Origin of the sequence: Paraburkholderia nemoris (assembly GCF_905221015.1) — a bacterium.
In the GTDB taxonomy this organism is placed as follows: domain Bacteria; phylum Pseudomonadota; class Gammaproteobacteria; order Burkholderiales; family Burkholderiaceae; genus Paraburkholderia; species Paraburkholderia nemoris.
The window spans coordinates 237560-259421 of record NZ_CAJNBO010000002.1 but is presented as its reverse complement, the minus strand read 5'-3'; the positions used below and the strand labels follow the sequence as shown (position 1 = coordinate 259421).

Here is a 21862-nt window from a genome sequence, read left to right as displayed (position 1 = left end):
ATACTTTCAGGCTTGCCTTTTCGCTTTTGGACGCCGGAGCGGCTTCGCTCCCGTGCCCGCTCCAACCCACCCGCGACCCACCCATCATGCTCGTTCTCGGCATCGAAAGCTCCTGCGACGAAACCGGTCTCGCGCTCTACGACACAGAGCGCGGCCTGCTCGCGCACGCGCTGCATTCGCAAATTGCGATGCACCGGGAGTACGGTGGCGTGGTGCCGGAGCTGGCGTCGCGCGACCATATCCGGCGCGCGCTGCCGCTGCTCGAAGAGGTGATGGAACGCGCCAGCACGGTGCGCGGCGACATCGACGCGATCGCCTATACGCAAGGCCCCGGCCTCGCGGGCGCGCTGCTGGTCGGCGCGAGCGTGGCGAATTCGCTGGCCATGGCGTGGGACAAGCCGACCATCGGCATTCACCACCTCGAAGGGCATTTGCTGTCGCCGTTGCTGGTGGACGAGCCGCCGCCGTTTCCGTTCGTCGCGCTGTTGGTGTCGGGCGGCCATACGCAGTTGATGCGCGTCACGGACGTGGGCGTCTACGAGACGCTCGGAGAAACGCTGGACGACGCCGCCGGCGAAGCTTTCGACAAAACCGCCAAGCTGCTGGGCCTCGGTTATCCGGGCGGCCCGGAAGTGTCGCGAATGGCTGAGTTTGGCACGCCCGGCGCGGTGGTTCTGCCGCGCCCCATGCTGCATTCCGGCGATCTCGATTTCAGCTTTAGCGGGCTGAAGACCGCTGTTCTCACGCACGCAAAGAAGCTCGGTGGCGCGAATATCTGCGAGCAGGCGAAAGCGGATCTGGCGCGCGGATTCGTCGATGCGGCCGTGGAAGTGCTGGCGGCGAAATCGCTGGCCGCGCTCAAACGGACCAAGCTCAATCGACTGGTGGTGGCAGGCGGTGTCGGCGCGAACCGGCAACTGCGTGAAGCGTTATCCGCCGCGGCGAAGAAGCGCAATTTCTTTGTGCACTACCCGGATTTGTCGCTGTGTACGGACAACGGCGCGATGATCGCACTGGCCGGCGCATTGCGATTGCAACGCTGGCCCGATCAATCGGGTAAAGACTACGCGTTCACCGTGAAGCCGCGCTGGGATTTGACTTCTCTCTCACGCTGAACTCGCGACGCCCTTCGCATACCGGGCCACACGATGACGATGGCTAACCCATAGAAAAAGCCGCTTCGAAAGCGGCTTTTTCTATTTGCGGCAAGCAAGAAGTTAGAGCGTGATCACGCCGCCCGCTTATCCCGCTCGATCACTGCATACGCGCTGTGATTGTGAATCGATTCGAAGTTCTCAGCTTCGAGCACATAAGCAACGATGCGCTCGTCCGCATTCAGACGTTGCGCGACATCGCGCACCAGGTCTTCGACGAACTTCGGATTTTCATAAGCACGTTCGGTGACGAACTTCTCGTCCGGACGCTTGAGCAAGCCCCACAGTTCGCACGAGGCTTCTTCTTCCGCGATACGAACCAGCTCTTCCACCGCCACGTCGCCCGCCAGCTCGGCGTTGATCGTGACGTGCGAGCGCTGATTGTGCGCGCCGTACTGCGAAATCTTCTTCGAGCACGGGCACAGGCTCGTGACCGGCACCAGCACTTTCAGGAACAGACGCGTCGCGCCGTTGCGGGTCTCGCCCGTCAACGTCACTTCATAGTCGAGCAGACTTTGCACGCCCGACACCGGCGCGGTCTTATTCACGAAGTACGGGAACGACACTTCGATGCGGCCCGCCTCGGCCTCGAGCTTTTCCAGCATTGCGGCGAGCATGGTGCGGAACGTGGCCGCCTCGAGCGGCGCCTTGTTCTCTTCAAGCAGCGCGACAAAGCGGGACATGTGCGTGCCCTTCTGATCGGCGGGCAGATGCACGTCGAGATTCCACGTGCCCACAGAAGGCTGCACTTCGCCGCCTTGCGTGCGCACCGTCAACGGATGGCGCACTGCCTTGACGCCGACTCGTTGAATCGGAATCTGACGCGTATCAGGCGTGCTCTGCACGTCGGGCATCACAAAGGCGGGATTCATCTGGTTCATATTCTTGTCCTTTCAGGAAACGCTGGGCCGTCCCATGTTTTCCGCTCCGCGGGAAGTCCCCCACACCGAAGGAAGCCCCTTCAAGGATTGGAGGATCGCCCCATTGGCGGGTGTCGCAAAGCGACACGTTTGAGGGCACTCAGCGGCCGTGCGCATCAAGTCGCGCAATGGCAAACGCCGGCCCCTGCCGGCGTTGGATGATGGACCCGAAGGTCCATCGACTCAAGTTGGAGATTGCTATGGCCGCTATAGCCGCGGCGTAGCGCACGGCAGTGCAGCTGAACGACTCAGCCAATCCACGCAGCTAAGTGAGGCAACTGAGTGACGCCGCTAAGTGCCGCAATCAAGCGACGCGCTTCACCGAGGACTGGCCAGCGACCGCGCCGCTGGAAAGAAAGCGTTCGCGAATCGACTTGGCGATGCCCGCTGCGTCCAGACCGCAGGCGGCGAGCAACTTGGCCGGATCCCCATGATCGATGAAGCGATCCGGAAGGCCCAATTGTAGTACGGGCCGGATAACCCCACTCTCAAGCAGGGCTTCGACGCATGCCGATCCCGCGCCGCCCATCACGCAGCCTTCTTCCACCGTGACGATGGCGTCGTGCGTTTCGGCCAGTTGACGGACGAGTTCGGCGTCCAGCGGCTTCACGAAGCGCATGTTCGCCACCGTGGCGTCCAGTTGCTCGGCAGCAGCCAGCGAGGGCGCAACCATCGTGCCGAATGCCAGAATCGCAATCCGCTTGCCGGCCGGTTGCGACGTTTCGCGACGGATTTCGCCCTTGCCGAGCGGCAGCGCCGTCATTTGCTTGACCGTTGCCACGCCCGTGCCGGCGCCGCGCGGATAGCGCACCGCCGTCGGGTTCGGTTGCTGCAATGCCGTGTACAGCATCTGACGGCATTCGTTTTCGTCCGACGCAGCCATCACCGTCATGTTCGGGATACAGCGCATGAACGCCAGATCGTAGGCGCCCGCGTGCGTGGCCCCGTCCGCACCGACCAGACCCGCGCGGTCGATGGCGAACACCACCGGCAGGTTCTGCAGCGCGACGTCGTGGATCAGCTGGTCATAAGCACGTTGCAGGAAGGTCGAGTAAATCGCGACCACCGGCTTCATGCCGTCCGCAGCCAAGCCGCCGGCGAACGTCACTGCGTGCTGCTCGGCGATGCCGACGTCGAAGTAACGATCCGGGAAACGCTTCTCGAACTCGACCATGCCCGAACCTTCACGCATGGCCGGCGTAATGCCGACTACGCGCGCGTCCAGCTCGGCCGCGTCGCACAACCATTCGCCGAACACCTGCGTGTAAGTCTTTTTCGACGGCGTGGTAGCAGGCTTGATGCCCTCAGCCGGATTGAACTTGCCCGGGCCGTGGTACAGCACCGGATCAGCCTCGGCCAGCTTGTAGCCCTGACCCTTCTTCGTGACGACGTGCAGGAATTGCGGACCGCGCAGTTCCTTGATGTTCTGCAGCGTCGGGATCAGCGAATCGAGGTCGTGACCGTCGATCGGGCCGATGTAATTGAAACCGAACTCTTCGAACAGCGTAGCCGGCACGATCATGCCCTTCGCGTGCTCTTCGAGCTTGCGGGCCAGGTCGAGCATAGGCGGCGCAACGCGCAGCACACGTTCGACGCCCGCACGCGCGGCGGCGTAGAAGCGGCCCGACATCAGGCGCGCCAGATGGCGATTCAGCGCGCCGACCGGCGGCGAAATCGACATGTCGTTATCGTTCAGGATGACCAGCAGCGGCACGTCGTCTTCGACGCCGGCGTTGTTCATCGCCTCGAAGGCCATGCCGGCCGTCATCGCGCCGTCGCCGATCACGGCGATGCCCATGCGGTTATCGCCCTGCAGCTTGCTGGCAACGGCCATGCCGAGCGCGGCCGAGATCGACGTGCTGGAGTGCGCAGTGCCGAAAGTGTCGTATTCCGACTCGTCGCGCTTCGGGAAGCCCGAGATGCCACCGAGCTGACGCAGCGTGTGCATCTTGTCGCGGCGGCCCGTCAGGATCTTGTGCGGGTAGGTTTGATGGCCGACGTCCCACACGATCCGGTCGCGCGGCGTGTCGAACACATAGTGCAGAGCAATGGTCAACTCGACCGTGCCGAGGTTGGACGAAAGATGGCCGCCCGTCTGCGATACGCTGTCGAGCACGAAGGCACGCAACTCGTCGGCAAGCGGTTGCAATTGGCGGCGATCGAGGCGGCGCAAGGCTGCCGGGTCGTCGATAGTTTTCAGCAAGTCGTACATCGTCGTTCCATTGTAGGAAAACTTACGCGCCCGCACTTCATACATGCACCCCGTAGCAAAGGTGCGCGGCGGCGGGCTTTCGCGTTCAGCTAACCCGGTTCACCACCAGGTCGGCCAATTCGGCAAGACGCTGCGCGCGCGCACCAAACGGCGCAATCGCAGCGTGGGCGTCGCTGCGCAGTTGCGCTGCGAGCGCACGCGACGCATCTAGCCCAATAATCGACACGTAGGTCGGCTTGCCGTCCTTCGCGTCTTTACCTGCTGTCTTACCAAGCGTTGCGGAATCGGTCGTGACGTCGAGAATATCGTCGACGACCTGAAACGCGAGGCCTACGGCGGCCGCGTACGCGTCGAGCGAACGCATGGCGTCCGCATTCGGCGTTTCGCCCGCCAGCGCGCCCATGCGCACCGCGGCACGCAACAAGGCGCCGGTTTTCATCCGGTGCATGGTTTCGAGCTGCGGGCGCGTCAGCGTATGGCCGACACTCGCGAGATCAATAGCCTGGCCGCCGCACATGCCGATCGAGCCGCTCGCCAGGGCCAGTTCACGCACCAGCGCGGCCTGCTGCGCCGGCGCCAGCACGTCCGACGTCAACGCAACGAACGCCTGCGCTTGCAGCGCGTCGCCGACCAGCAGCGCCGTGGCTTCGTCATACTTGACGTGTACGGTGGGCTTGCCGCGACGCAGTGCGTCGTCGTCCATGCAGGGCATGTCGTCGTGCACGAGCGAGTACACGTGGATCATTTCCAGCGCCGCCGCGGCCGCGTCCAGGCACTCGGCGCGCGCACCGGTCAGTTCACCGGCTGCGTGGCACAGCAGCGGGCGCACCCGTTTGCCACCGCCCAGCACGGCGTAGCGCATGGCTTCATGCAGTTTGGCCGGCTCGGTCGCTTCCGTGGGCAGGTAGTGTTCTAGTGCCGATTCGACACGTTCGAGTACCGAGCGTGTCCATTGTTCGAATGTCATAGGTCGTCCCCGCTTTCAGTAGCGGCTGTGCCTGCGCTATTCATAGGCAGCGGCTTTAGCGTCTCGCCATCGAGCACGCGCACCTGTTGCTCGACCTTCTCGAGCTGCTGCTGGCAAAACGCGACGAGCGCCGCACCGCGCCGGTAGGCGGTGAGCGATTCCTCGAGGCTGAGATTGCCGCCTTCCATGCGCGCCACCAACCCTTCCAGCTCAGCCTGGGCGGCCTCGTAGTTCTCGGGCAACGGCGTGGTATCGACGCCTTCAGCAGGCGCGGCAGCAGTATCTTTCGACGCGGTCTTCGCCATGAATAGTCGCAAAATTAAAACAAGTCGGACATTCTACGGCAAAAGCGACATTTCCGATCCCATCGCCAGCCCGCGCCCCGCCTTTGCCCTTCGCGCCCGCCTCTCAGTCTCGCAGAAAAAAAACGATTGGTCTGCGGCGAAAACCGTGAACTTCCTTGACATTTTTGACCCAAATCAGGCACTTAAGCGCCCCGAGGAGGGGGAATCGGGTATAATCGCGGGCTCCCTAAATCGAATCTATCGATGGTTGGGTTGTTCACTGCTTTCACGTCTTCACGGGAGTGGGAATGTCCAATCTGAGCAATGCATTGCAGTTGCGGTCTGTCCACAGCCAGCTGCCAGTCACGGCTTACTTTGACGAAGCGCTTCTAACGCGCGAAATCGACACCCTTTTCAAGAAAGGTCCTCGCTACATCGGCCACGATCTCATGGTGCCCGAAGCGGGAAATTATTTTGCTCTGCCCAGCGAGAGCGAAGGGCGTGTGCTCGTCCGTAACCAGCAGTCGCAAGTCGAACTGCTGTCGAACGTGTGCCGCCACCGGCAAGCCATCATGCTCAACGGCCGCGGCCAGACGGAGAACATCGTCTGTCCCTTGCATCGCTGGACGTACGACCTGAACGGCCAGCTCCTCGGCGCACCTCATTTTGCGGATAACCCCTGCCTGAATCTCGGCGCCACGCCACTGCAGAACTGGCAAGGCCTGCTGTTCGAAGCGCAGGGGCGCAACGTCGCGCGGGATCTGGCGCGCCTCGGCACCAAGCAACACTTCGATTTTTCGGGCTTCATGTTCGATCACGTCGAAGTGCACGAGTGCAATTACAACTGGAAGACCTTCATCGAGGTCTATCTGGAGGACTACCACGTTGCGCCATTCCATCCGGGCCTCGGCAGCTTCGTCAATTGCGACGATCTGACGTGGGAGTTCGGCGAGTGGTACAGCGTGCAGACGGTCGGCGTCCACAAGGATCTGGAGCAGCCGGGCAGCCCGACGTACCGTAAATGGCATGACGAGGTGCTGCGCTTCCGCGGCGGCAATCCGCCCGATTTCGGCGCGATCTGGATGGTGTACTACCCCGGTATCATGATCGAGTGGTATCCGCACGTGCTGGTCGTGTCGTGGCTGATTCCGCGCGGTCCGCAGAAAACCACCAATGTGGTGGAGTTCTATTACCCTGAGGAAATCGCGCTGTTCGAACGCGAGTTTGTCGAAGCCGAGCGCGCCGCCTATATGGAAACGGCCCGCGAAGACGACGAGATCGCCGAACGCATGGACGCCGGCCGCCGCGCGCTGATGGAACGCGGCGAATCGCAGGTCGGCCCGTATCAGAGCCCGATGGAAGACGGCATGCAGCACTTCCACGAGTTCCTGCGGCGTGAACTCGGCGCGATCTGATTCGCGCGGTCCGCATCAAAACATGGAAGACGGGCTTCGGCCCGTCTTTTTTTGTTTAGACTATCAGTATCGTTCGGCCATTCGCTAACGGCCTCAAGCCGCCGCGTAAGCGCCGCAACCATCTTGCATGGGACTGGAGACGTCATGCCCCACACTCACTACACCACACTCATCTCCGCGACGAACCTCGCGGAACGGCTGGCCGCCGCGCCGGGCAGCGTGTTCGTCATCGATTGCCGTTTCGATCTGGCGGATACCGAGGCAGGCGAAAAAGCCTATCTGGCCGGGCATTTGCCGGGGGCGCATTATCTGAACCTCGATCGCGATCTGTCGGGGCCGAAGAACGGCCACAATGGCCGCCATCCGTTGCCGGATCGTGCAAGGCTTGTGGAAACGCTGGAGTCGCGCGGGCTCAAGCAGGGTCAGCAGGTGGTCGCGTATGACGCACAGGGTGGCATGTATGCCGCGCGCGCATGGTGGCTGCTGCGCTGGCTCGGCCACGATGCAGTGGCGCTGCTTGACGGCGGACTGCAAGCCTGGGAGGCGGCCGGTAAGCAGCTGACGCAGGACGCCCCGGCACAAAACACGGGTGACTTCAAAGCCGGTGCCCCGCTTTCGGTTACCGTCGACGCCCAGACCGTCGAGCGCAACCTCGGTACGAAAGAACGCGTTGTGGTCGATGCGCGCGCGAACGATCGCTATCGCGGTGAAAACGAAACGCTGGATCGCGTCGGCGGCCATATTCCTGGCGCGCTCAACCGGTTCTTCAAGGACAACCTCACTGCCGACGGCCGCTACAAGCCGGCCCACACGCTGCGCGAGGAATTCCATGCGTTGCTGGGCGACACGCCGCCGGAACACGTCGTGCTGCAATGCGGCTCGGGCGTGACGGCGTGCGTGAATGCGCTCGCGATGGAGATCGCCGGCATGCATGGCGCAGCGCTGTACGCGGGATCGTGGAGCGAATGGAGTTCTGATCCGAAGCGGCCGGTTGCAACGGGTCCGAATCCCTAAACGGCCCGGCAAGCGGGACGAATAGCGAAAAGGCCGTGGCCGCTTTCCAGCGGCCACGGCCTTTCTCATTCTTTAAGCCGAGCGTATCGGCACATCCTTTTGGCACGTTAGCGACGATATCAAGACGCACCACCGGCGAGGCAAACGCGCACCCTCAGGCGACCCCATGCTGCTTGAACCACACCAGCACACGTCGCCAGCCATCCTCGGCATCGGCCTTCCTATAGCTCGGCCGGTAGTCGGCAAAAAACGCGTGGCCCGCGTCGTCGTATACGACGAATTGCGAGCCGCGCCCCGCCTGTGGGCCCTGCGCGATGGCCTGTTTCATCTGTTCGAGCGAGGCTTGCGGAATGCTTTGATCTTGCAGGCCGTATAGACCCAGAACCGGCGCGTGCAACTGCGCCACTTCATCGAGCGGATTGGACGGGGTCATCGCGGTTTTCTGGCCTGTTACGCGTCCGTACCAAGCCACGCCCGCCTTCAGCCGCGGATTGTGTTCGGCATATAGCCACGCAATCCGCCCGCCCCAGCAGAAGCCGTTCACACCCAGCCGGTTCAGATCGCCGCCGTGTTCGCCCGCCCAGGCGACAGTTGCGTCGAGATCGCCCAGGACCTGGTCATCCGGCACCTTGCTGACCAGTTGCTCGTTGAGTTGCTGCATGCTCGTGTAAACAGTCGGATCGCCCTGCCGCTCGTACAGGTTCGGCGCGATTGCCAGATAACCCTGTTTGGCGAAACGCCGGCACACGTCGGCGATATGCTCGTGCACGCCGAAAATCTCATGCACGACGATGATCACCGGCAAGTGCGTCTTGCCCTTGGGCTGCGCGCGATACGCCGGCACCAGCGTGTCGCCGGAACGCACCGCGATCTCGCCGGCCTCAAGACCGTCGCTATCGGTATGGATGGTTTGCGCCGACACCGGCATCACGGCCGCGGCGAAACCGGTGCCGAGCGCGGCTTTGATGAAGGTGCGTCGATTGAAGGGAACGTGCGGGACCAGGCTGTCGATATCGGGTTTCAGCATGCGGCGCTCCTCGTGTGAAGGTTGGAGGCAACAGGATACGCTTCACCCGCATCCTGTTGCAGATGCAACCTTCTCGAGCACGGCCAACCTTCAGTGCAGCTTGACCCGCGGCAGCGTGGTGCGCCGCAACCAGTGCGCGAAGGTGTCGAGCACCATCCGCGCGTAGCCGTGCAGCGCCGCGATATGCAGCCGGTACAACGACATGTACATGAAGCGAGCGAACAGCCCCTCGATCAGCATATTGCCGCCGATCACGCCGCCCATCAGATTGCCGACCGCGCTGAAGTGCCCGAGCGACACCAGCGAACCGAAGTCGCGATAGGTAAATTCAGGCAGCGGCTTATTCTCGAGCCGTGCCGCAAGTGCCTTCAACAGGAAGCTCGCCTGCTGATGAGCCGCTTGCGCACGCGGCGGCACGTTGCGCTCGTTGCCCGGCCATGGGCAAGCGGCGCAATCGCCGAGCGCGAAGATGTTGTCGTCGACTTCGGTTTGCAGCGTGCGGCGCACGATGAGTTGCCCAAGACGGTTGACCGGCAAGCCGTCCAGTTCACTCAGGATGGCGGGCGCCTTGATGCCCGCCGCCCATACCGTCAGATCGGCGCGCACGGTTTTGCCGCTGGCCGTGCGGATCATGCCGGGCGCGACCTCGGCCACGGTCTCGCCGATCATCAGTTTCACGCCGAGTTTGGTGAGCAATTCGGCGGTGGCCGTCGATACACGCTCCTGCAAGGCCGGCAAAATGCGCGGTCCCGCCTCGATCAGCACGATGCCGACGTCGTGCCGTGGATCAAGCTTATGCAAACCGTACGCGGACAACACTTGGGCCGTATTGCGCAACTCCGCCGAGAGTTCGACGCCCGTCGCACCGCCGCCGACGATCGCCACCTGGATGCGCGGCTCAGTAGAGGTCGGCGACGTGCCCGGGCCCGATTCGACCGGTTCATGCACCTGGTGCTCCGCGCGCATACAGGCCGCGATCAGGCGTTTGCGGAAGCGCTCCGCCTGGCTGACTGTGTCGAGCGCGAGAGAGAACTCCGACGCCCCTTTCACGCCGAAGAACGCCGTGGTGCTGCCGATCGCGATGATCAGCGTGTCGTATTCGAGTTCGCGTGCGGGCAGCAATTCGGCGCCATCGTCGTCGAGCACGGTGCCGAGCGTGAGACGCTTGTTCGCGCGGTCAAGACCGGTCAGATCCCCTTGCTGAAACTCGAAGCCGTGCCAGCGCGCCTGCGCCGCATATTCGAGTTCCTGGGTGAACGGGTCCATGCTGCCGGCTGCCACTTCATGCAACAGCGGCTTCCAGATATGGGTTGGATTACGGTCGACGAGCGTCACTTGCGCCTGCACGCCGCCTTTGTTCTTGTGGGGTGCATAGCGGTCGCCCAAACGCGTCGCCAGTTCCAGCCCCCCCGCGCCCCCGCCAACGACGATAAAACGATGCATTGAACTCTCCGTATTTGCCGATGGGTTATGCGTCGCGACGGCGCGCCTGATGCATGAAACGCGCGCAGTCTGTCCTGGCGATTGTCCGCGAGTGGCACGGGTTGTCACAAGCCATCAATACGCATATGTGACATGCGCGCGACGATATCGCCTATCACGCGCGCCGTCACATGCACGTCAATGCGCCTCTTCCCAGTTCAGGCCGGCGCCCACTTCGGCGACCAGCGGCACTTTCAGCGCGGCGACACCGCACATCAGTTCCGGCAAGCGCTTACGTACATCGGACAATTCCGCGTCCGGCACTTCGAGGATCAGTTCGTCGTGCACCTGCATGATCATGCGCGTTCCGACCTTCGACTCTTCGATCCACTTCTGCACCGCGATCATCGACAGCTTGATGAGGTCAGCGGCCGTGCCTTGCATCGGCGCGTTGATTGCCGCGCGCTCTGCGGCCTGACGGCGCGGGCCGTTGCCGCCGTTAATCTCCGGCAACCAAAGGCGGCGGCCGAATGCGGTTTCCACGTAGCCCTTGGCCTTCGCGCTCAGACGCGTTTCGTCCATATAACGCGCAACGCCCGGATAACGCGCGAAGTAGCGGTCGATATACAACTTGGCCGCGTCACGCGTAATGCCGAGGTTCGCGGCGAGACCGAACGCGCTCATGCCGTAGATCAGTCCGAAGTTGATGACCTTCGCTACGCGCCGTTGGTCGTTCGACACTTCGAGCGGCGTCACGCTGAAAATTTCCGCGGCGGTGGCGCGGTGAATGTCTTCGCCCTGCGAGAACGCGCGCAGCAGCGATTCGTCGCCAGAAATGTGCGCCATGATGCGCAACTCGATCTGTGAGTAGTCGGCGGATACGAGCTTGTGTCCCGGCGGCGCGATAAACGCCTCACGGATACGACGCCCTTCGCCGGTACGCACGGGGATGTTCTGCAGGTTCGGATCGTTCGACGCCAGCCGGCCCGTGACCGCCACCGCCTGCGCATAGTTCGTGTGCACACGACCGGTTTGGGCGTTGACCATGCGCGGCAGCTTGTCTGTGTAGGTCGATTTCAGCTTCGACAAACCGCGGTGTTCGAGCAGGATCTTCGGCAGCGGATAGTCTTCGGCGAGCTTTTGCAGCACTTCTTCGTCGGTGGACGGCGCGCCGCTCGGGGTCTTCTTGACCACCGGCAATTCGAGCTTCTCGAAGAAAATCTGGCCGATCTGCTTCGGCGAACCCAGATTGAATTCGCCACCGGCCAGCACGTACGCTTCGCTTTCCAGCTGAATCAGACGCGTGGCGATTTCACTGCTTTGCGCGCGCAGCTTTTCGGCGTCGATCAGCACGCCGGTGCGCTCCATCTTGCGCAAGACGCGCGAGGTGGGCACTTCGATGCCGCGATACACGTAGTCGAGCGTTTTCTCCGCGGCCACTTGAGGATACAAGGCCTGATGCAGACGCAAGGTGATGTCGGCGTCTTCCGCCGCGTATTCGGCGGCCGTTTCCAGCGCGACTTCATCGAAGCCGATCTGCGATGCGCCCTTGCCCGCGACCTCTTCATACTTGATCGTCTTGATGCCGAGATGGCGCAGCGCGAGGCTGTCCATGTCGTGGGTACGGTGCGATTCGAGCACGTACGATTCCAGCAGCGTGTCGTGTTCGACGCCGCGCATTTCGATGCCGTAGTTCGCCAGCACCTGTTCGTCGTACTTCATGTGCTGGCCGACCTTCTTGTGGTCGGCGCTTTCCAGCCAGGGCTTGAGCTTCGCGAGGACTTCATCGCGCGGCAGTTGCACGGGTGCGTCCGGACCGCGATGCGCGACCGGCACATAAGCGGCATAGCCAGGCTCGACCGAGAACGACAAGCCCACGATTTGCGCGGTCATCGGATCAAGCGAGGTGGTTTCGGTATCGAACGCAGTCAACTCAGCGGCGTTGATCTTCTCAAGCCACGCGTCGAGCTGCTCCCAGGTCTGCACGGTGTCGTAGTGACGTTCGTGATCCACGGTGAGCGCCGGCGGTACGTCGGTCTCGGGACCTTCCACGACTTCCGCGACTTCCACCTCACGCAGCCAGGTCTTGAAGCCGTTGCGCGTGAACACGTCGCGCAGTTCTTCGCGCGATTCCGGCCGGCTTTCCAGGCTTTCTTCGATCGACACGATATGGCCGGTCAGATCGCATTGGCGCTCGACGGTGACGAGTTTCTTCGCCATCGGCAGAAAATCGAGCGCACGTCGCAGATTGTCTCCTACCGCACCTTTGATCTCGTCCGCATGTGCGACGATGCCGTCGAGAGTTTCGTACTGCGTCAGCCATTTGATCGCCGTTTTCGGCCCGCATTTTTCGACGCCGGGCACGTTGTCGACGGTATCGCCGATCAACGACAGGTAGTCGATGATGCGCTCCGGCGGCACGCCGAATTTGGCGATGACGCCTTCGCGGTCGAGCTTCTCATTAGTCATCGTATTGATGAGGGTGACATGATCCGACACGAGCTGCGCCAGATCCTTGTCCCCAGTCGACACGATCACATTCATGCCGCGCTTTTCCGCCGCGGTGCTGAGCGTGCCGATCACGTCGTCAGCTTCGACGCCTTCGATCATCAGAAGCGGCCAGCCGAGCGCGCGCACGGCGACGTGGATCGGCTCGATCTGACGCGCGAGATCCTCCGGCATCGACGGGCGGTTCGCCTTATAGTCGGCATACCAGTCGTCGCGAAACGTTTTGCCCTTGGCGTCGAACACGCACGCGCTATACTCTGCAGTAACTTCCTTGCGCATGCGCCGCAGCATGTTGATCATCCCATAGAGCGCACCCGTCGGGCCACCCTCGGGTCCGCGCAGATCAGGCATCGCATGGTAGGCCCGGTACAGATAACTCGAACCGTCGACCAATAGCAGGGTCTTACCTTCAAGGCTTCGTTCTTCAGGCATTATGACTAAGAGAAAAGTGATTCCGAGTCTGCGATCACTCGCAGATCAAGAGCGCGCTACGGCTAAGAAGGCCCGCGCATCGTGGCAGATGTTCACGATTATGGCAGAGTTTATCGAGGCGACCGAGTACCTCTCGGAGATTCGTCCGGCTGTCAGCATCTATGGTTCAGCGCGCCTGAAACCGAACTCGCCGTATTACAAACTCGCCACGCAAATCGCGCGCAAGCTGTCCGACGCCGGCTTCGCGGTCATCTCCGGCGGCGGCCCCGGCATCATGGAAGCGGCCAACAAGGGCGCCCATGCGGGCAAAGCCCCTTCGGTCGGCTTGAACATCGAACTGCCGCACGAGCAATCGGGCAATCAATGGCAGGACATCTCGCTGCGCTTCCGCCATTTCTTCACGCGCAAGGTCACGTTCGTGAAGAACTCGGATGCGGTGATCGTCATGCCGGGCGGTTTCGGCACGCTGGACGAGCTCGCCGAAGTCCTCACGCTGATTCAAACCAAGAAGTCGCGCCACGTGCCGATCATTCTGGTGGGCGGCGAGTTCTGGGAAGGGCTGCTTGCGTGGTTCAAGAACTCGCTCACGCCGATGGGCCTGATCAATCCGACGGATATGGACTTGATGCAGGTGATCGACGATCCGGACCAGGTGCTCGAAGCGGTGTTGAAGTTCTATGAAGACCGCGAAGAAGCCGAACCGCATCCGGCCAAGTCGGATGAAGACCGGATGTTCTATCTGTAATGCTGAAGCTTCGCGCCTCATGCGCGAAGCCAGCTTGCTGATGTTCAATGCGTATTGAACAGAGCAACGCATGCGGGTTCTAGCGAGCGGCCTCCAGGTCGCTCGCTTCCGCCACATCGGTCTGATCGCCCTGCGCTTGCAACCATTGGCAGAACTGCGCCACTAGCGGCGCCTGCGCGACCTCCCGCCTCGCCACCCACCAATAGCCGCGCGCATCGATACGCGGACCGGCCAACGGCACGACGAGCCGTCCCGATGCCAGCTCATCCGCCAGCAAAGGCAACGGGCCGAGCGCCACGCCGAGTCCATCCACCGCGGCCTGCAAGGCCAGATAGAAGTGATCGAACGACTGCTTCTTCCGGCATGTCGCCGTGACCCCTGCCGCCAATAACCAGTTGCTCCACGCATCGGGCCGCGTGTCCGAGTGCAGCAGCACGTGCTTCGCGAGATCGTCAGCCGCTTTGATCGGTGAGCGTTGCAGGAGCGCGGGACTGCACACCGGGAGCTCGCTCTCGCCAAGAAAATGGCCGCTCACACAGTTCGGCCAGTGCGCCGGCCCGCGCCGCACGGCGACGTCGAAGCCGTCCAGTGTTTCGACCGGTGCGTTTGAAGTCGATAGGCGCAATTCCACATTCGGCACTTTGCGCTGGAATTGATGAAGCCGCGGCAGCAGCCACTTCATTGCGAAGGTCGGCAGCGCATTCACCTTCAAAACGTGAACGACGCCCGTATCGCGCAGTTGATCCGTAGCAAGCGCGATGCTGTCGAACGCGGCCTGGACGGTGCCCAGATAGCGGCGGCCGTCATCGGTCAGGCGCACGCGCTTGCCGCGGCGATGAAACACCTGCACGCCGAGCCATGTTTCGAAAGCCGCGACTTGCCGGCTAATTGCACCGTGCGTCACATGCAATTCGTTCGCCGCAGCGGTGAAACTTTCATGCCGTGCGGCGGCTTCGAAGGCACGCAGCGCCGGAAAAGGAGGAAGATTACGAGCCATGCTTGTGATTCTAGATCACAAAGGCGCGCTCAAAAATCGTTTTGCTCAGAGCCGGTTCGGCGCTAACCTCCAGAGCTTGAACTGGAAGCCTAGCGATATGGATCACGATCTCACCTCAGCCACGGCTGACCGGGCGCCCACGCCCACATTGCGGGAAATTTTTGGCGGCTTTCTCGGCCTCGGGTTGATCTCATTCGGCGGCGCATTGCCGCTGGCGCGCCGCGCCGTGGTCGAGCAACGGCGCTGGCTGACCGGCGCGGAATTCACCGACTTGCTGGGCCTGTGCCAATTCCTGCCGGGCGGCAACGTGATCAATCTTTCAGTGGCGATCGGGATGCGCTTTCGCGGTGTGCCGGGTGCGCTGGCGGGGTTGCTCGGGTTGATTGCGGGACCTTCGCTGGTGGTGATCGGCCTTGGCGTGCTGTACGAACATACGCAAAACGACCCGCATGTTCGCCATCTGTTTGCCGGCCTCGCTGCGGCGGCGTCCGGTCTGCTGATCTCGATGGCCGTGAAAATCCTGCTGCCGTTGCGGGATAAACCGATGGCCGCGCTTATCGCGGCGCTCGGCTTCATCGCGATCGCCATCATGCGCCTGCCGCTTTTGCCTACGATGCTGGTGCTCACGCCGCTCAGCATCTACATCGCGTCGAGGGCCGCACGATGAACGACACGCTCATTTCTCTTGCCATCATTTTCAGTCAGCTTTCGTTGCTCGCGTTTGGTGGCGGCAACACGATCCTTCCGGAGATGCAGCGACAGGTGGTGGACGTGCATCACTGGATGCCGGCCAGCGAATTCAGCGCGCTGTTCGCGCTCGCGCAAGCGGCGCCAGGGCCCAACCTGATGATCGTAACGCTGGTTGGATGGCACGTTGCGGGTTGGGCGGGGATGCTGGTGACTTCAGTGGCGAAGTTCGGACCTTCGTCGCTCGTGACGATTCTTGCGCTGCATGCGTGGGACCGGTTCAAGGACCGTCCGTGGCGGCGTTACGCGCAAATGGGACTGGTGCCGGTGACGGCCGGCATCGTCGCGGCGAGTGCGTCCCTGATCGCCGAAGCGTCGAACCCGACGGCGATTGCATGGGCAATCTGCGCGTTTACCGCTGTGCTGGCGTTGAAGACGCGCATTCATCCGCTGTGGCTGCTGGCGGCGGGGAGCTTGATCGGGCTGACGGGGTTTGGGCAGTTTTGAGTTTTAAGGCGCCAAGGCGAGAGGAGCAGACGCTCGCTCTCGCCTTACCGCGCCTTATCGAAAGGCCCTTACTGAAACGCCACTTCCGCGAAGCTACGCAACTTGCGGCTATGCAAACGATGCAGCCCGTTCATCCGCAACAACTCCATCGCCTTCACGCCGATCTGCAGATGCTGATCGACCTGCGCGCGATAGAATTGATCCGCCATGCCGGGCAGTTTCAATTCGCCATGCAAAGGCTTGTCCGACACACATAGCAAGGTGCCGTAAGGCACGCGGAAACGGAACCCGTTGGCAGCAATCGTCGCGCTTTCCATATCGAGCGCGACCGCACGGCTTTGCGACAGCCGCTGCACCGGCTCACGGTGATCGCGCAATTCCCAGTTGCGGTTATCGACACTCGCCACGGTGCCCGTGCGCATCACGCGCTTCAACTCGACGCCGTCCAGTTGCGTAACCTGCGCGACCGCACGTTCCAATGCCACCTGCACTTCGGCAAGCGCAGGAATCGGCACCCACAGCGGCAAATCGTCGTCGAGCACGTGATCTTCGCGCACATAGCCGTGCGCCAGCACGTAGTCGCCCAAACGCTGCGTATTGCGCAGACCCGCGCAGTGACCGAGCATGATCCACGCATGCGGACGCAGCACGGCGATGTGATCCGTGATCGTCTTCGCGTTCGATGGCCCGACACCGATGTTGACCATCGTGATGCCGCTGCCGTCGGCACGCTTCAGGTGATACGCGGGCATCTGCGGCAGTCGCGGCGGCGCCGTGCCTTCCTGCGCCTGCTCGCCAAGATTCTCGTTGTACGTGATCACGTCGCCCGGTTCGACGAACGACGTGTATTCGCTGCGATAAGCGCGCAGTTCTTCGTCGTCGGTATGGGCCATCATCGTGCGGCCGAGTTTGACGAATTCGTCGATATAGAACTGGTAGTTCGTGTACAGCACGTAGTTCTGGCAATGCGTGGGCGAGGTCGCCGTGTAATGCTTCAGCCGATGCAGCGAGAAATCCACCCGCGCCGCCGTGAACAGCGCGAGCGGATGCGGCTCGCCCGGCAGCGGCTCATACGTGCCGTTGACGATGCGGTCGTCGAGCAGCGCGAGGTCCGGCGTATCGAACACGTCGCGCATCAGGAACAGGCGCTCGCGGTCCAGGTCGCCCTCGAGATGGATGCCTTCGGCGAAAGCAAAGTGAATCGGAATCGGCTGGTCGGAGACACCGACTTCGATCTTCACGTGATGGTTCTTCGCCAGCAGGCGCAATTGCTCGCGATAGTAGTTACCGAATAGATCCGGCCGCGTGACCGTGGTCTCGAACACACCGGGGCCCGCGACGAAACCGTACGAGCGGCGCGAGTCGATATGCGTGTTGACTTCGGTGCGCACTCTGACGAACGGGTAGCAGGCGCGCACCCGGCGTTCGAACAGTTCGTTGCGGCGATAGCGCGCGAAGGCGTCGCGCAGGAACGAGGTGTTCGCTTCATAGATCGCCGACAGGCGCGTGACGGCTTCGGCCGCGTCGTCAAAGGATTCGGTTGGGAAGCTGTTGGCGGGAGTCTGCACCGCGCGTTGATTGGTATCGTTGTTCATCTTCATTCGCCCCTATTCATGAGATGACATTACCACGGAACCCGCGATCGCCAAATGACCTCGCCGCGCCTACCACAACTGCCGCAACAGCGGCCGCAAGATTGCGCGCACGTCGCGCGAAAGCGGCGCAAAATAAGGCGATCGCGCCCGTAGGCAAGGCTGGATTTGCTAGAATCGGGGCACCATATTGGAGAATCACCATGAAGCCGTTCCTTCCCGTCGCCGTTGCACTGGCCTTCGCCTTTGGCAACGCGGCGATGGCTGCCCAGCCTGTCGATGACACTCCGGCCCCCGGCGCGCCCCAGTCCGCCAATGAACGGGCCGGCCTGCCTGATCTGGAGAAGATCAATCGTCCGGCCGCCGAGGTCAGCTCGAAGGTCGAAATCAACGTCCCGCGCACGCCGAGCTTCTACGAACGCAGCGCTAACGGCACCGAAATCACCGAATACCGCGACAAAGGCAAGCCCGTTGAAATCAACGTGCATTCGAATCTCGGCACGCGCTATCAGATGAGCGCGCCGCTGGACACGTCGCCTACCGTGCGCGACAACGGCCGCGCGAGCACGCGTTTGCCGTCGGTGAATCTGACTTATTGATCCATGCCGGGGCGGCGGCGTGATGTAAGCCGCTCCCGGATCTGCGCGGCCCGCGGGCGTCGCCTCGGGCTTTTAGCCTGCTTGCCGATTTTCAGCACCGTCTGCAGCATGGCGATACCGCGTTGAATTGTCACAGCGCTTAGCGACCCTGACGGGTGGCGAGGATTGGCAGGCAAGATTCGCTGCCTGATTGACTTTGACTGCGTGACTTTGACTGCGTGACCTTGACCGCGCTTTCTGCAACGCATTTGCCACACATCGCACTGGTCGCATCGCGCCAGCCCGACTAACCTGATCCGACGTTTCCCGCATGGCTGTCTTCACCGCTGTCACCGAACCCCAACTAGCAGAATGGATGCGTCATTACGATCTCGGCGAAGTCGTCGAGTTTCGCGGCATTCCGTCCGGTATTGAGAACAGCAATTTCTTTCTGACGACGACGCGCGGTGAATACGTCCTCACGATTTTCGAAAAGCTGACGGCCGAGCAACTGCCGTTCTATCTCGATCTGATGCAGCATCTGGCCGCGCACCGCGTGCCGGTGCCGGATCCCATGCCGCGCGAAGACGGCGCGCTGTTCGGCACGCTGCACGGCAAGCCTGCCGCCGTCGTGACCAAGCTCGAAGGCGCACCGGAGTTGGCGCCGCAAGTCGAGCACTGCGTCGAGGTCGGGCAAATGCTCGCTCGCATGCATCTGGCGGGGCGCGACTATGCGCGCTATCAGCCGAATCTGCGCAGCCTGCCGTGGTGGCAGGAAACTGTGCCGACCATCCTGCCGTTTCTCGAGGGGGCGCAACGCGACCTGCTGTCGTCTGAACTGGCGCATCAGGAGGCGTTCTTCGCGTCGGCGGATTACGCCAGGCTGCCCGAAGGTCCGTGCCACGCCGACCTGTTCCGCGACAATGCGCTGTTCGCGCATGCAGCGCCGGAATCCGGCCACGAGGTCCGCCTGGGCGGCTTCTTCGACTTCTATTTCGCCGGCTGCGACAAGTGGCTGTTCGACGTCGCGGTAACGGTCAACGACTGGTGCGTCGACCTCGCCACCGGCAAGCTCGACGAAGCACGCACCGAAGCCATGCTGCGCGCCTACCAGACCGTGCGCCCGTTCACCGTCGAAGAAAACCGCCATTGGGGCGATATGCTGCGTGCCGGCGCTTACCGCTTCTGGGTCTCGCGCCTGTATGATTTTTATTTGCCGCGCGCGGCCGAGCTACTCAAACCGCACGACCCCGGTCATTTCGAGCGCATTCTGCGCGAACGCCTGTCCGGCGTTGCTCTTCCAGGCATTCATACCTCATGCAACTGATCGAAGTCCCCGCGAAAACCGGCTACGTCTGGTTCCGGCAGGGTATCTGGCTGTTCCGCAAGAACCCGCTCGCGTTTCTGACGCTGTTCTTTACCTATCTGCTGGTCATGACGCTGGCGGCGCAGATTCCGGTTGTCGGCGGCGTGCTGCCACTGGTTTTCATTCCGGGTGTCGCGGTCGGCTTCATGGCGGCGTGCCGCAACACCATCGCGGGCAAGCCGGTGTTCCCGACCATTCTGGTGGACGGCTTTCACTCCTACGGCTCCGCGGTCGCCAAACGTCTGCTGGTGCTGGGCGTGCTGTACGTCGTCGCGATGGCGCTGGTGCTGGCCGGCTCGGCACTCGCCGACGGAGGCATGCTGCTGAAGGTCATGCTCGGCATGGCGACGATGGATCAGGACGCGATCGCCAACAGCAATATCCCGCTGGCGGTGATCGCCGCGTTCGCGTTCTACATTCCTGTCGCGATGATTTTCTGGTTCTCGCCGGTTCTTATTGCATGGCACGACGTGCCGCCCGTCAAGGCGATGTTCTTCAGCGTCGTCAGTTGCTGGCGCAATCGCGGCGCGTTCATCGTGTTCGGGGCATTGTGGTTCGCGGTGGCGACCACCGTCTCGTTCGGCTTGTCCGCGCTAATGCAGGCGCTGGGCGCGGCCGACTTCGCATTCGCTATCCTGATGCCGGCCACGATGATCGTCACGACCATGCTGTATTGCTCGTTCTACGCGACCTATCGCGGCTGCTTCGGCGTGCAAACGCCTGAAGCACCAGACCTGCCGACCACGCCGGCGGCTTAAGCGCCGGCTAGACCGTTGCTCACGCGCGGGCGCTTTTTCGGCGCCCGTGGGGTTTCAATCCGGCGCACTGCGCGCTTTCGCGCTGGCGCCGTCCGCCCCCATCGCCTCGCCAAATTACCATCCGCGGTCGGCATCTCGCCTCGACTTGCGGCACAATGGTTTGCGCGCAATCGATTTGCACGCTCTTTTTACGCGAGATGCACCATGACCCAGCGCCCCGCTTTGCCCTTCACGCTCGACGAGCAACTCTGCTTCGCCCTCTATTCGACCTCGCTTGCGATGACGAAAGCGTACAAACCGCTGCTCGACAAGCTCGGCCTGACGTACCCGCAATATCTGACGATGCTCGTGCTATGGGAAGCCGACGACGTAACGGTAAAAGACATGGCCGCGCGCCTGAATCTCGACTCGGCGACGGTCACGCCGCTGCTCAAGCGCCTCGAGGCGCAGGGCTATCTGGAACGGGTACGCGGCGTGGAAGATGAGCGGCTCGTCTACATCCGGCTCACCAAAGCGGGCACCGCGCTGAAGCGTCAGGCACGCGAAGTGCCGGCGGAAATCTTCTGCGCGACCCAGCAGACGCCGGAATTCCTGCTCCGTCTGCGTGACGATCTGACGCGCCTGCGCACCACCCTCAACGATTACATGGACCACTAGCCGGCCTGTTTCAAAAGGCACGCTATCGGAGCGATACAAAAATTTGTTTGCACACAAATGATTTGTGTACTATCTTTATCACATGCCGCTTCGATAGCGCTCCGCCAGAAAGGCGGCCAAACAGCGGCAAGCATGCAAACCACCCTGACAACCCAGATTTAGGAGCAGCACAATGAACATCCTCTACAAAGCAAGTGCAACTAGCACCGGTGGCCGTGACGGCCGTGCAGTATCGTCGGACAATGCGTTGGACGTGAAGCTGGCGGCACCGCGCGAACTGGGCGGCACGGGCGCAGCGGGCACCAACCCGGAACAACTCTTTGCAGCAGGCTACTCGGCGTGTTTCCTGAGCGCGATGAAGTTCATCGCCGGCCAGCGCAAGCAGGCTTTGCCAGCTGACACGCAAGTCACGGCAGAAGTGGGGATCGGCCCGAACGACAATGGCGGCTTCGCGCTCGACATCGATCTGCGCGTCTCCCTGCCGGGCCTCGCTGCAGATGCAGCCAAGGAACTGGTCGACGCAGCGCATCAGGTCTGCCCGTACTCGAACGCCACGCGCAACAACGTCGCGGTGCGCCTGCAAGTAGCGTAAGCTCCGGCGGCTTGAACGAATTGCCAAT

General features: G+C 62.3%; 20 protein-coding genes. 11 read left to right on the top strand and 9 right to left on the bottom strand.

The window, feature by feature from the left end; all coding sequences use genetic code 11:
- Positions 1 to 86: 86 nt before the first annotated feature.
- The gene (gene tsaD, locus KHO33_RS03830) at positions 87 to 1115 is read left to right on the top strand and encodes a tRNA (adenosine(37)-N6)-threonylcarbamoyltransferase complex transferase subunit TsaD (RefSeq protein ID WP_054034831.1); all 1029 of its coding nucleotides are present in this window, start codon (positions 87 to 89) and stop codon (positions 1113 to 1115) included.
- Between the two features lie 113 nt (positions 1116 to 1228).
- Here the strand turns inward: tsaD and folE2 are convergent, their stop codons facing one another.
- The 4 genes from folE2 to KHO33_RS03810 all read right to left on the bottom strand — a co-directional run bounded on the left by folE2 (position 1229) and on the right by KHO33_RS03810 (position 5558).
- The gene (gene folE2 / locus KHO33_RS03825) at positions 1229 to 2035 is read right to left on the bottom strand and encodes a GTP cyclohydrolase FolE2 (protein ID WP_054034830.1); all 807 of its coding nucleotides are present in this window, start codon (positions 2033 to 2035) and stop codon (positions 1229 to 1231) included.
- 343 nt (positions 2036 to 2378) lie between these two features.
- Complete coding sequence (gene dxs, locus KHO33_RS03820) at positions 2379 to 4286, bottom strand: 1-deoxy-D-xylulose-5-phosphate synthase (protein ID WP_097394779.1); 1908 nt, start codon at positions 4284 to 4286, stop codon at positions 2379 to 2381.
- Positions 4287 to 4371: 85 nt separating this feature from the next.
- On the bottom strand, positions 4372 to 5253 hold the full coding sequence (locus KHO33_RS03815; RefSeq protein WP_054034829.1) for a polyprenyl synthetase family protein: 882 nt from the start codon (positions 5251 to 5253) through the stop codon (positions 4372 to 4374).
- Positions 5250 to 5558, bottom strand: coding sequence for an exodeoxyribonuclease VII small subunit (locus KHO33_RS03810; RefSeq protein ID WP_054034828.1), 309 nt, complete (start codon positions 5556 to 5558; stop codon positions 5250 to 5252). The genes KHO33_RS03815 and KHO33_RS03810 overlap by 4 nt, the downstream gene beginning before the upstream one ends.
- 287 nt (positions 5559 to 5845) lie before the next feature.
- Between KHO33_RS03810 and KHO33_RS03805 the strand changes: the two genes are divergently transcribed.
- Both KHO33_RS03805 and KHO33_RS03800 read left to right on the top strand, forming a co-directional pair.
- Positions 5846 to 6952, top strand: a complete 1107-nt coding sequence (locus KHO33_RS03805) for an aromatic ring-hydroxylating oxygenase subunit alpha (RefSeq protein WP_054034827.1) — start codon at positions 5846 to 5848, stop codon at positions 6950 to 6952.
- A 144-nt stretch (positions 6953 to 7096) separates the two neighbouring features.
- A complete protein-coding gene (locus KHO33_RS03800) occupies positions 7097 to 7966 on the top strand; it encodes a sulfurtransferase (RefSeq protein ID WP_200561387.1) in 870 nt (289 codons plus the stop codon).
- A gap of 154 nt (positions 7967 to 8120) precedes the next feature.
- On the opposite strand, the gene KHO33_RS03795 is transcribed toward KHO33_RS03800, so the two are convergent.
- The 3 genes from KHO33_RS03795 to polA form a co-directional block, all read right to left on the bottom strand.
- Positions 8121 to 8993: a dienelactone hydrolase family protein gene (locus tag KHO33_RS03795; RefSeq protein ID WP_200561385.1), complete on the bottom strand. Its 873-nt coding sequence runs from the start codon at positions 8991 to 8993 to the stop codon at positions 8121 to 8123.
- Positions 8994 to 9083: 90 nt separating this feature from the next.
- A complete protein-coding gene (locus KHO33_RS03790; RefSeq protein WP_200561383.1) occupies positions 9084 to 10436 on the bottom strand; it encodes an NAD(P)/FAD-dependent oxidoreductase in 1353 nt (450 codons plus the stop codon).
- 177 nt (positions 10437 to 10613) lie between these two features.
- Entirely contained in the window at positions 10614 to 13355 is a 2742-nt protein-coding gene (gene polA / locus KHO33_RS03785; protein WP_200561381.1) for a DNA polymerase I, read from the bottom strand.
- A gap of 1 nt (position 13356) precedes the next feature.
- On the opposite strand from polA, the gene KHO33_RS03780 reads away from it, so the two are divergent.
- Entirely contained in the window at positions 13357 to 14100 is a 744-nt protein-coding gene (locus KHO33_RS03780) for an LOG family protein (RefSeq protein WP_054034825.1), read from the top strand.
- 79 nt (positions 14101 to 14179) lie between these two features.
- Here KHO33_RS03780 and KHO33_RS03775 read toward each other — a convergent pair whose 3' ends face one another.
- The gene (locus tag KHO33_RS03775) at positions 14180 to 15097 is read right to left on the bottom strand and encodes a transcriptional regulator GcvA (RefSeq protein ID WP_200561379.1); all 918 of its coding nucleotides are present in this window, start codon (positions 15095 to 15097) and stop codon (positions 14180 to 14182) included.
- Positions 15098 to 15194: 97 nt separating this feature from the next.
- Between KHO33_RS03775 and KHO33_RS03770 the strand changes: the two genes are divergently transcribed.
- Positions 15195 to 15764, top strand: a complete 570-nt coding sequence (locus KHO33_RS03770) for a chromate transporter (RefSeq protein WP_054034929.1) — start codon at positions 15195 to 15197, stop codon at positions 15762 to 15764.
- On the top strand, positions 15761 to 16291 hold the full coding sequence (locus KHO33_RS03765; protein ID WP_054034823.1) for a chromate transporter: 531 nt from the start codon (positions 15761 to 15763) through the stop codon (positions 16289 to 16291). The genes KHO33_RS03770 and KHO33_RS03765 overlap by 4 nt, the downstream gene beginning before the upstream one ends.
- Positions 16292 to 16359: 68 nt before the next feature.
- On the opposite strand, the gene KHO33_RS03760 is transcribed toward KHO33_RS03765, so the two are convergent.
- The gene (locus KHO33_RS03760; RefSeq protein WP_054034928.1) at positions 16360 to 17886 is read right to left on the bottom strand and encodes an AMP nucleosidase; all 1527 of its coding nucleotides are present in this window, start codon (positions 17884 to 17886) and stop codon (positions 16360 to 16362) included.
- Between the two features lie 200 nt (positions 17887 to 18086).
- Here KHO33_RS03760 and KHO33_RS03755 point away from each other — a divergent pair, with 200 nt between their 5' ends.
- From KHO33_RS03755 to KHO33_RS03735, 5 genes are all read left to right on the top strand, one after another.
- Positions 18087 to 18482 carry a hypothetical protein gene (locus KHO33_RS03755; protein ID WP_200561377.1) on the top strand — a complete coding sequence of 132 codons (396 nt, stop codon included), beginning with the start codon at positions 18087 to 18089 and terminating at the stop codon, positions 18480 to 18482.
- A gap of 310 nt (positions 18483 to 18792) precedes the next feature.
- Entirely contained in the window at positions 18793 to 19788 is a 996-nt protein-coding gene (locus KHO33_RS03750; RefSeq protein ID WP_200561375.1) for a homoserine kinase, read from the top strand.
- Complete coding sequence (locus KHO33_RS03745) at positions 19779 to 20585, top strand: BPSS1780 family membrane protein (RefSeq protein WP_200561374.1); 807 nt, start codon at positions 19779 to 19781, stop codon at positions 20583 to 20585. The genes KHO33_RS03750 and KHO33_RS03745 overlap by 10 nt, the downstream gene beginning before the upstream one ends.
- Positions 20586 to 20789: 204 nt before the next feature.
- Complete coding sequence (locus KHO33_RS03740; protein WP_054034820.1) at positions 20790 to 21242, top strand: MarR family winged helix-turn-helix transcriptional regulator; 453 nt, start codon at positions 20790 to 20792, stop codon at positions 21240 to 21242.
- Positions 21243 to 21414: 172 nt separating this feature from the next.
- Positions 21415 to 21834, top strand: coding sequence for an organic hydroperoxide resistance protein (locus tag KHO33_RS03735; RefSeq protein WP_054034819.1), 420 nt, complete (start codon positions 21415 to 21417; stop codon positions 21832 to 21834).
- Positions 21835 to 21862 lie beyond the last annotated feature (28 nt).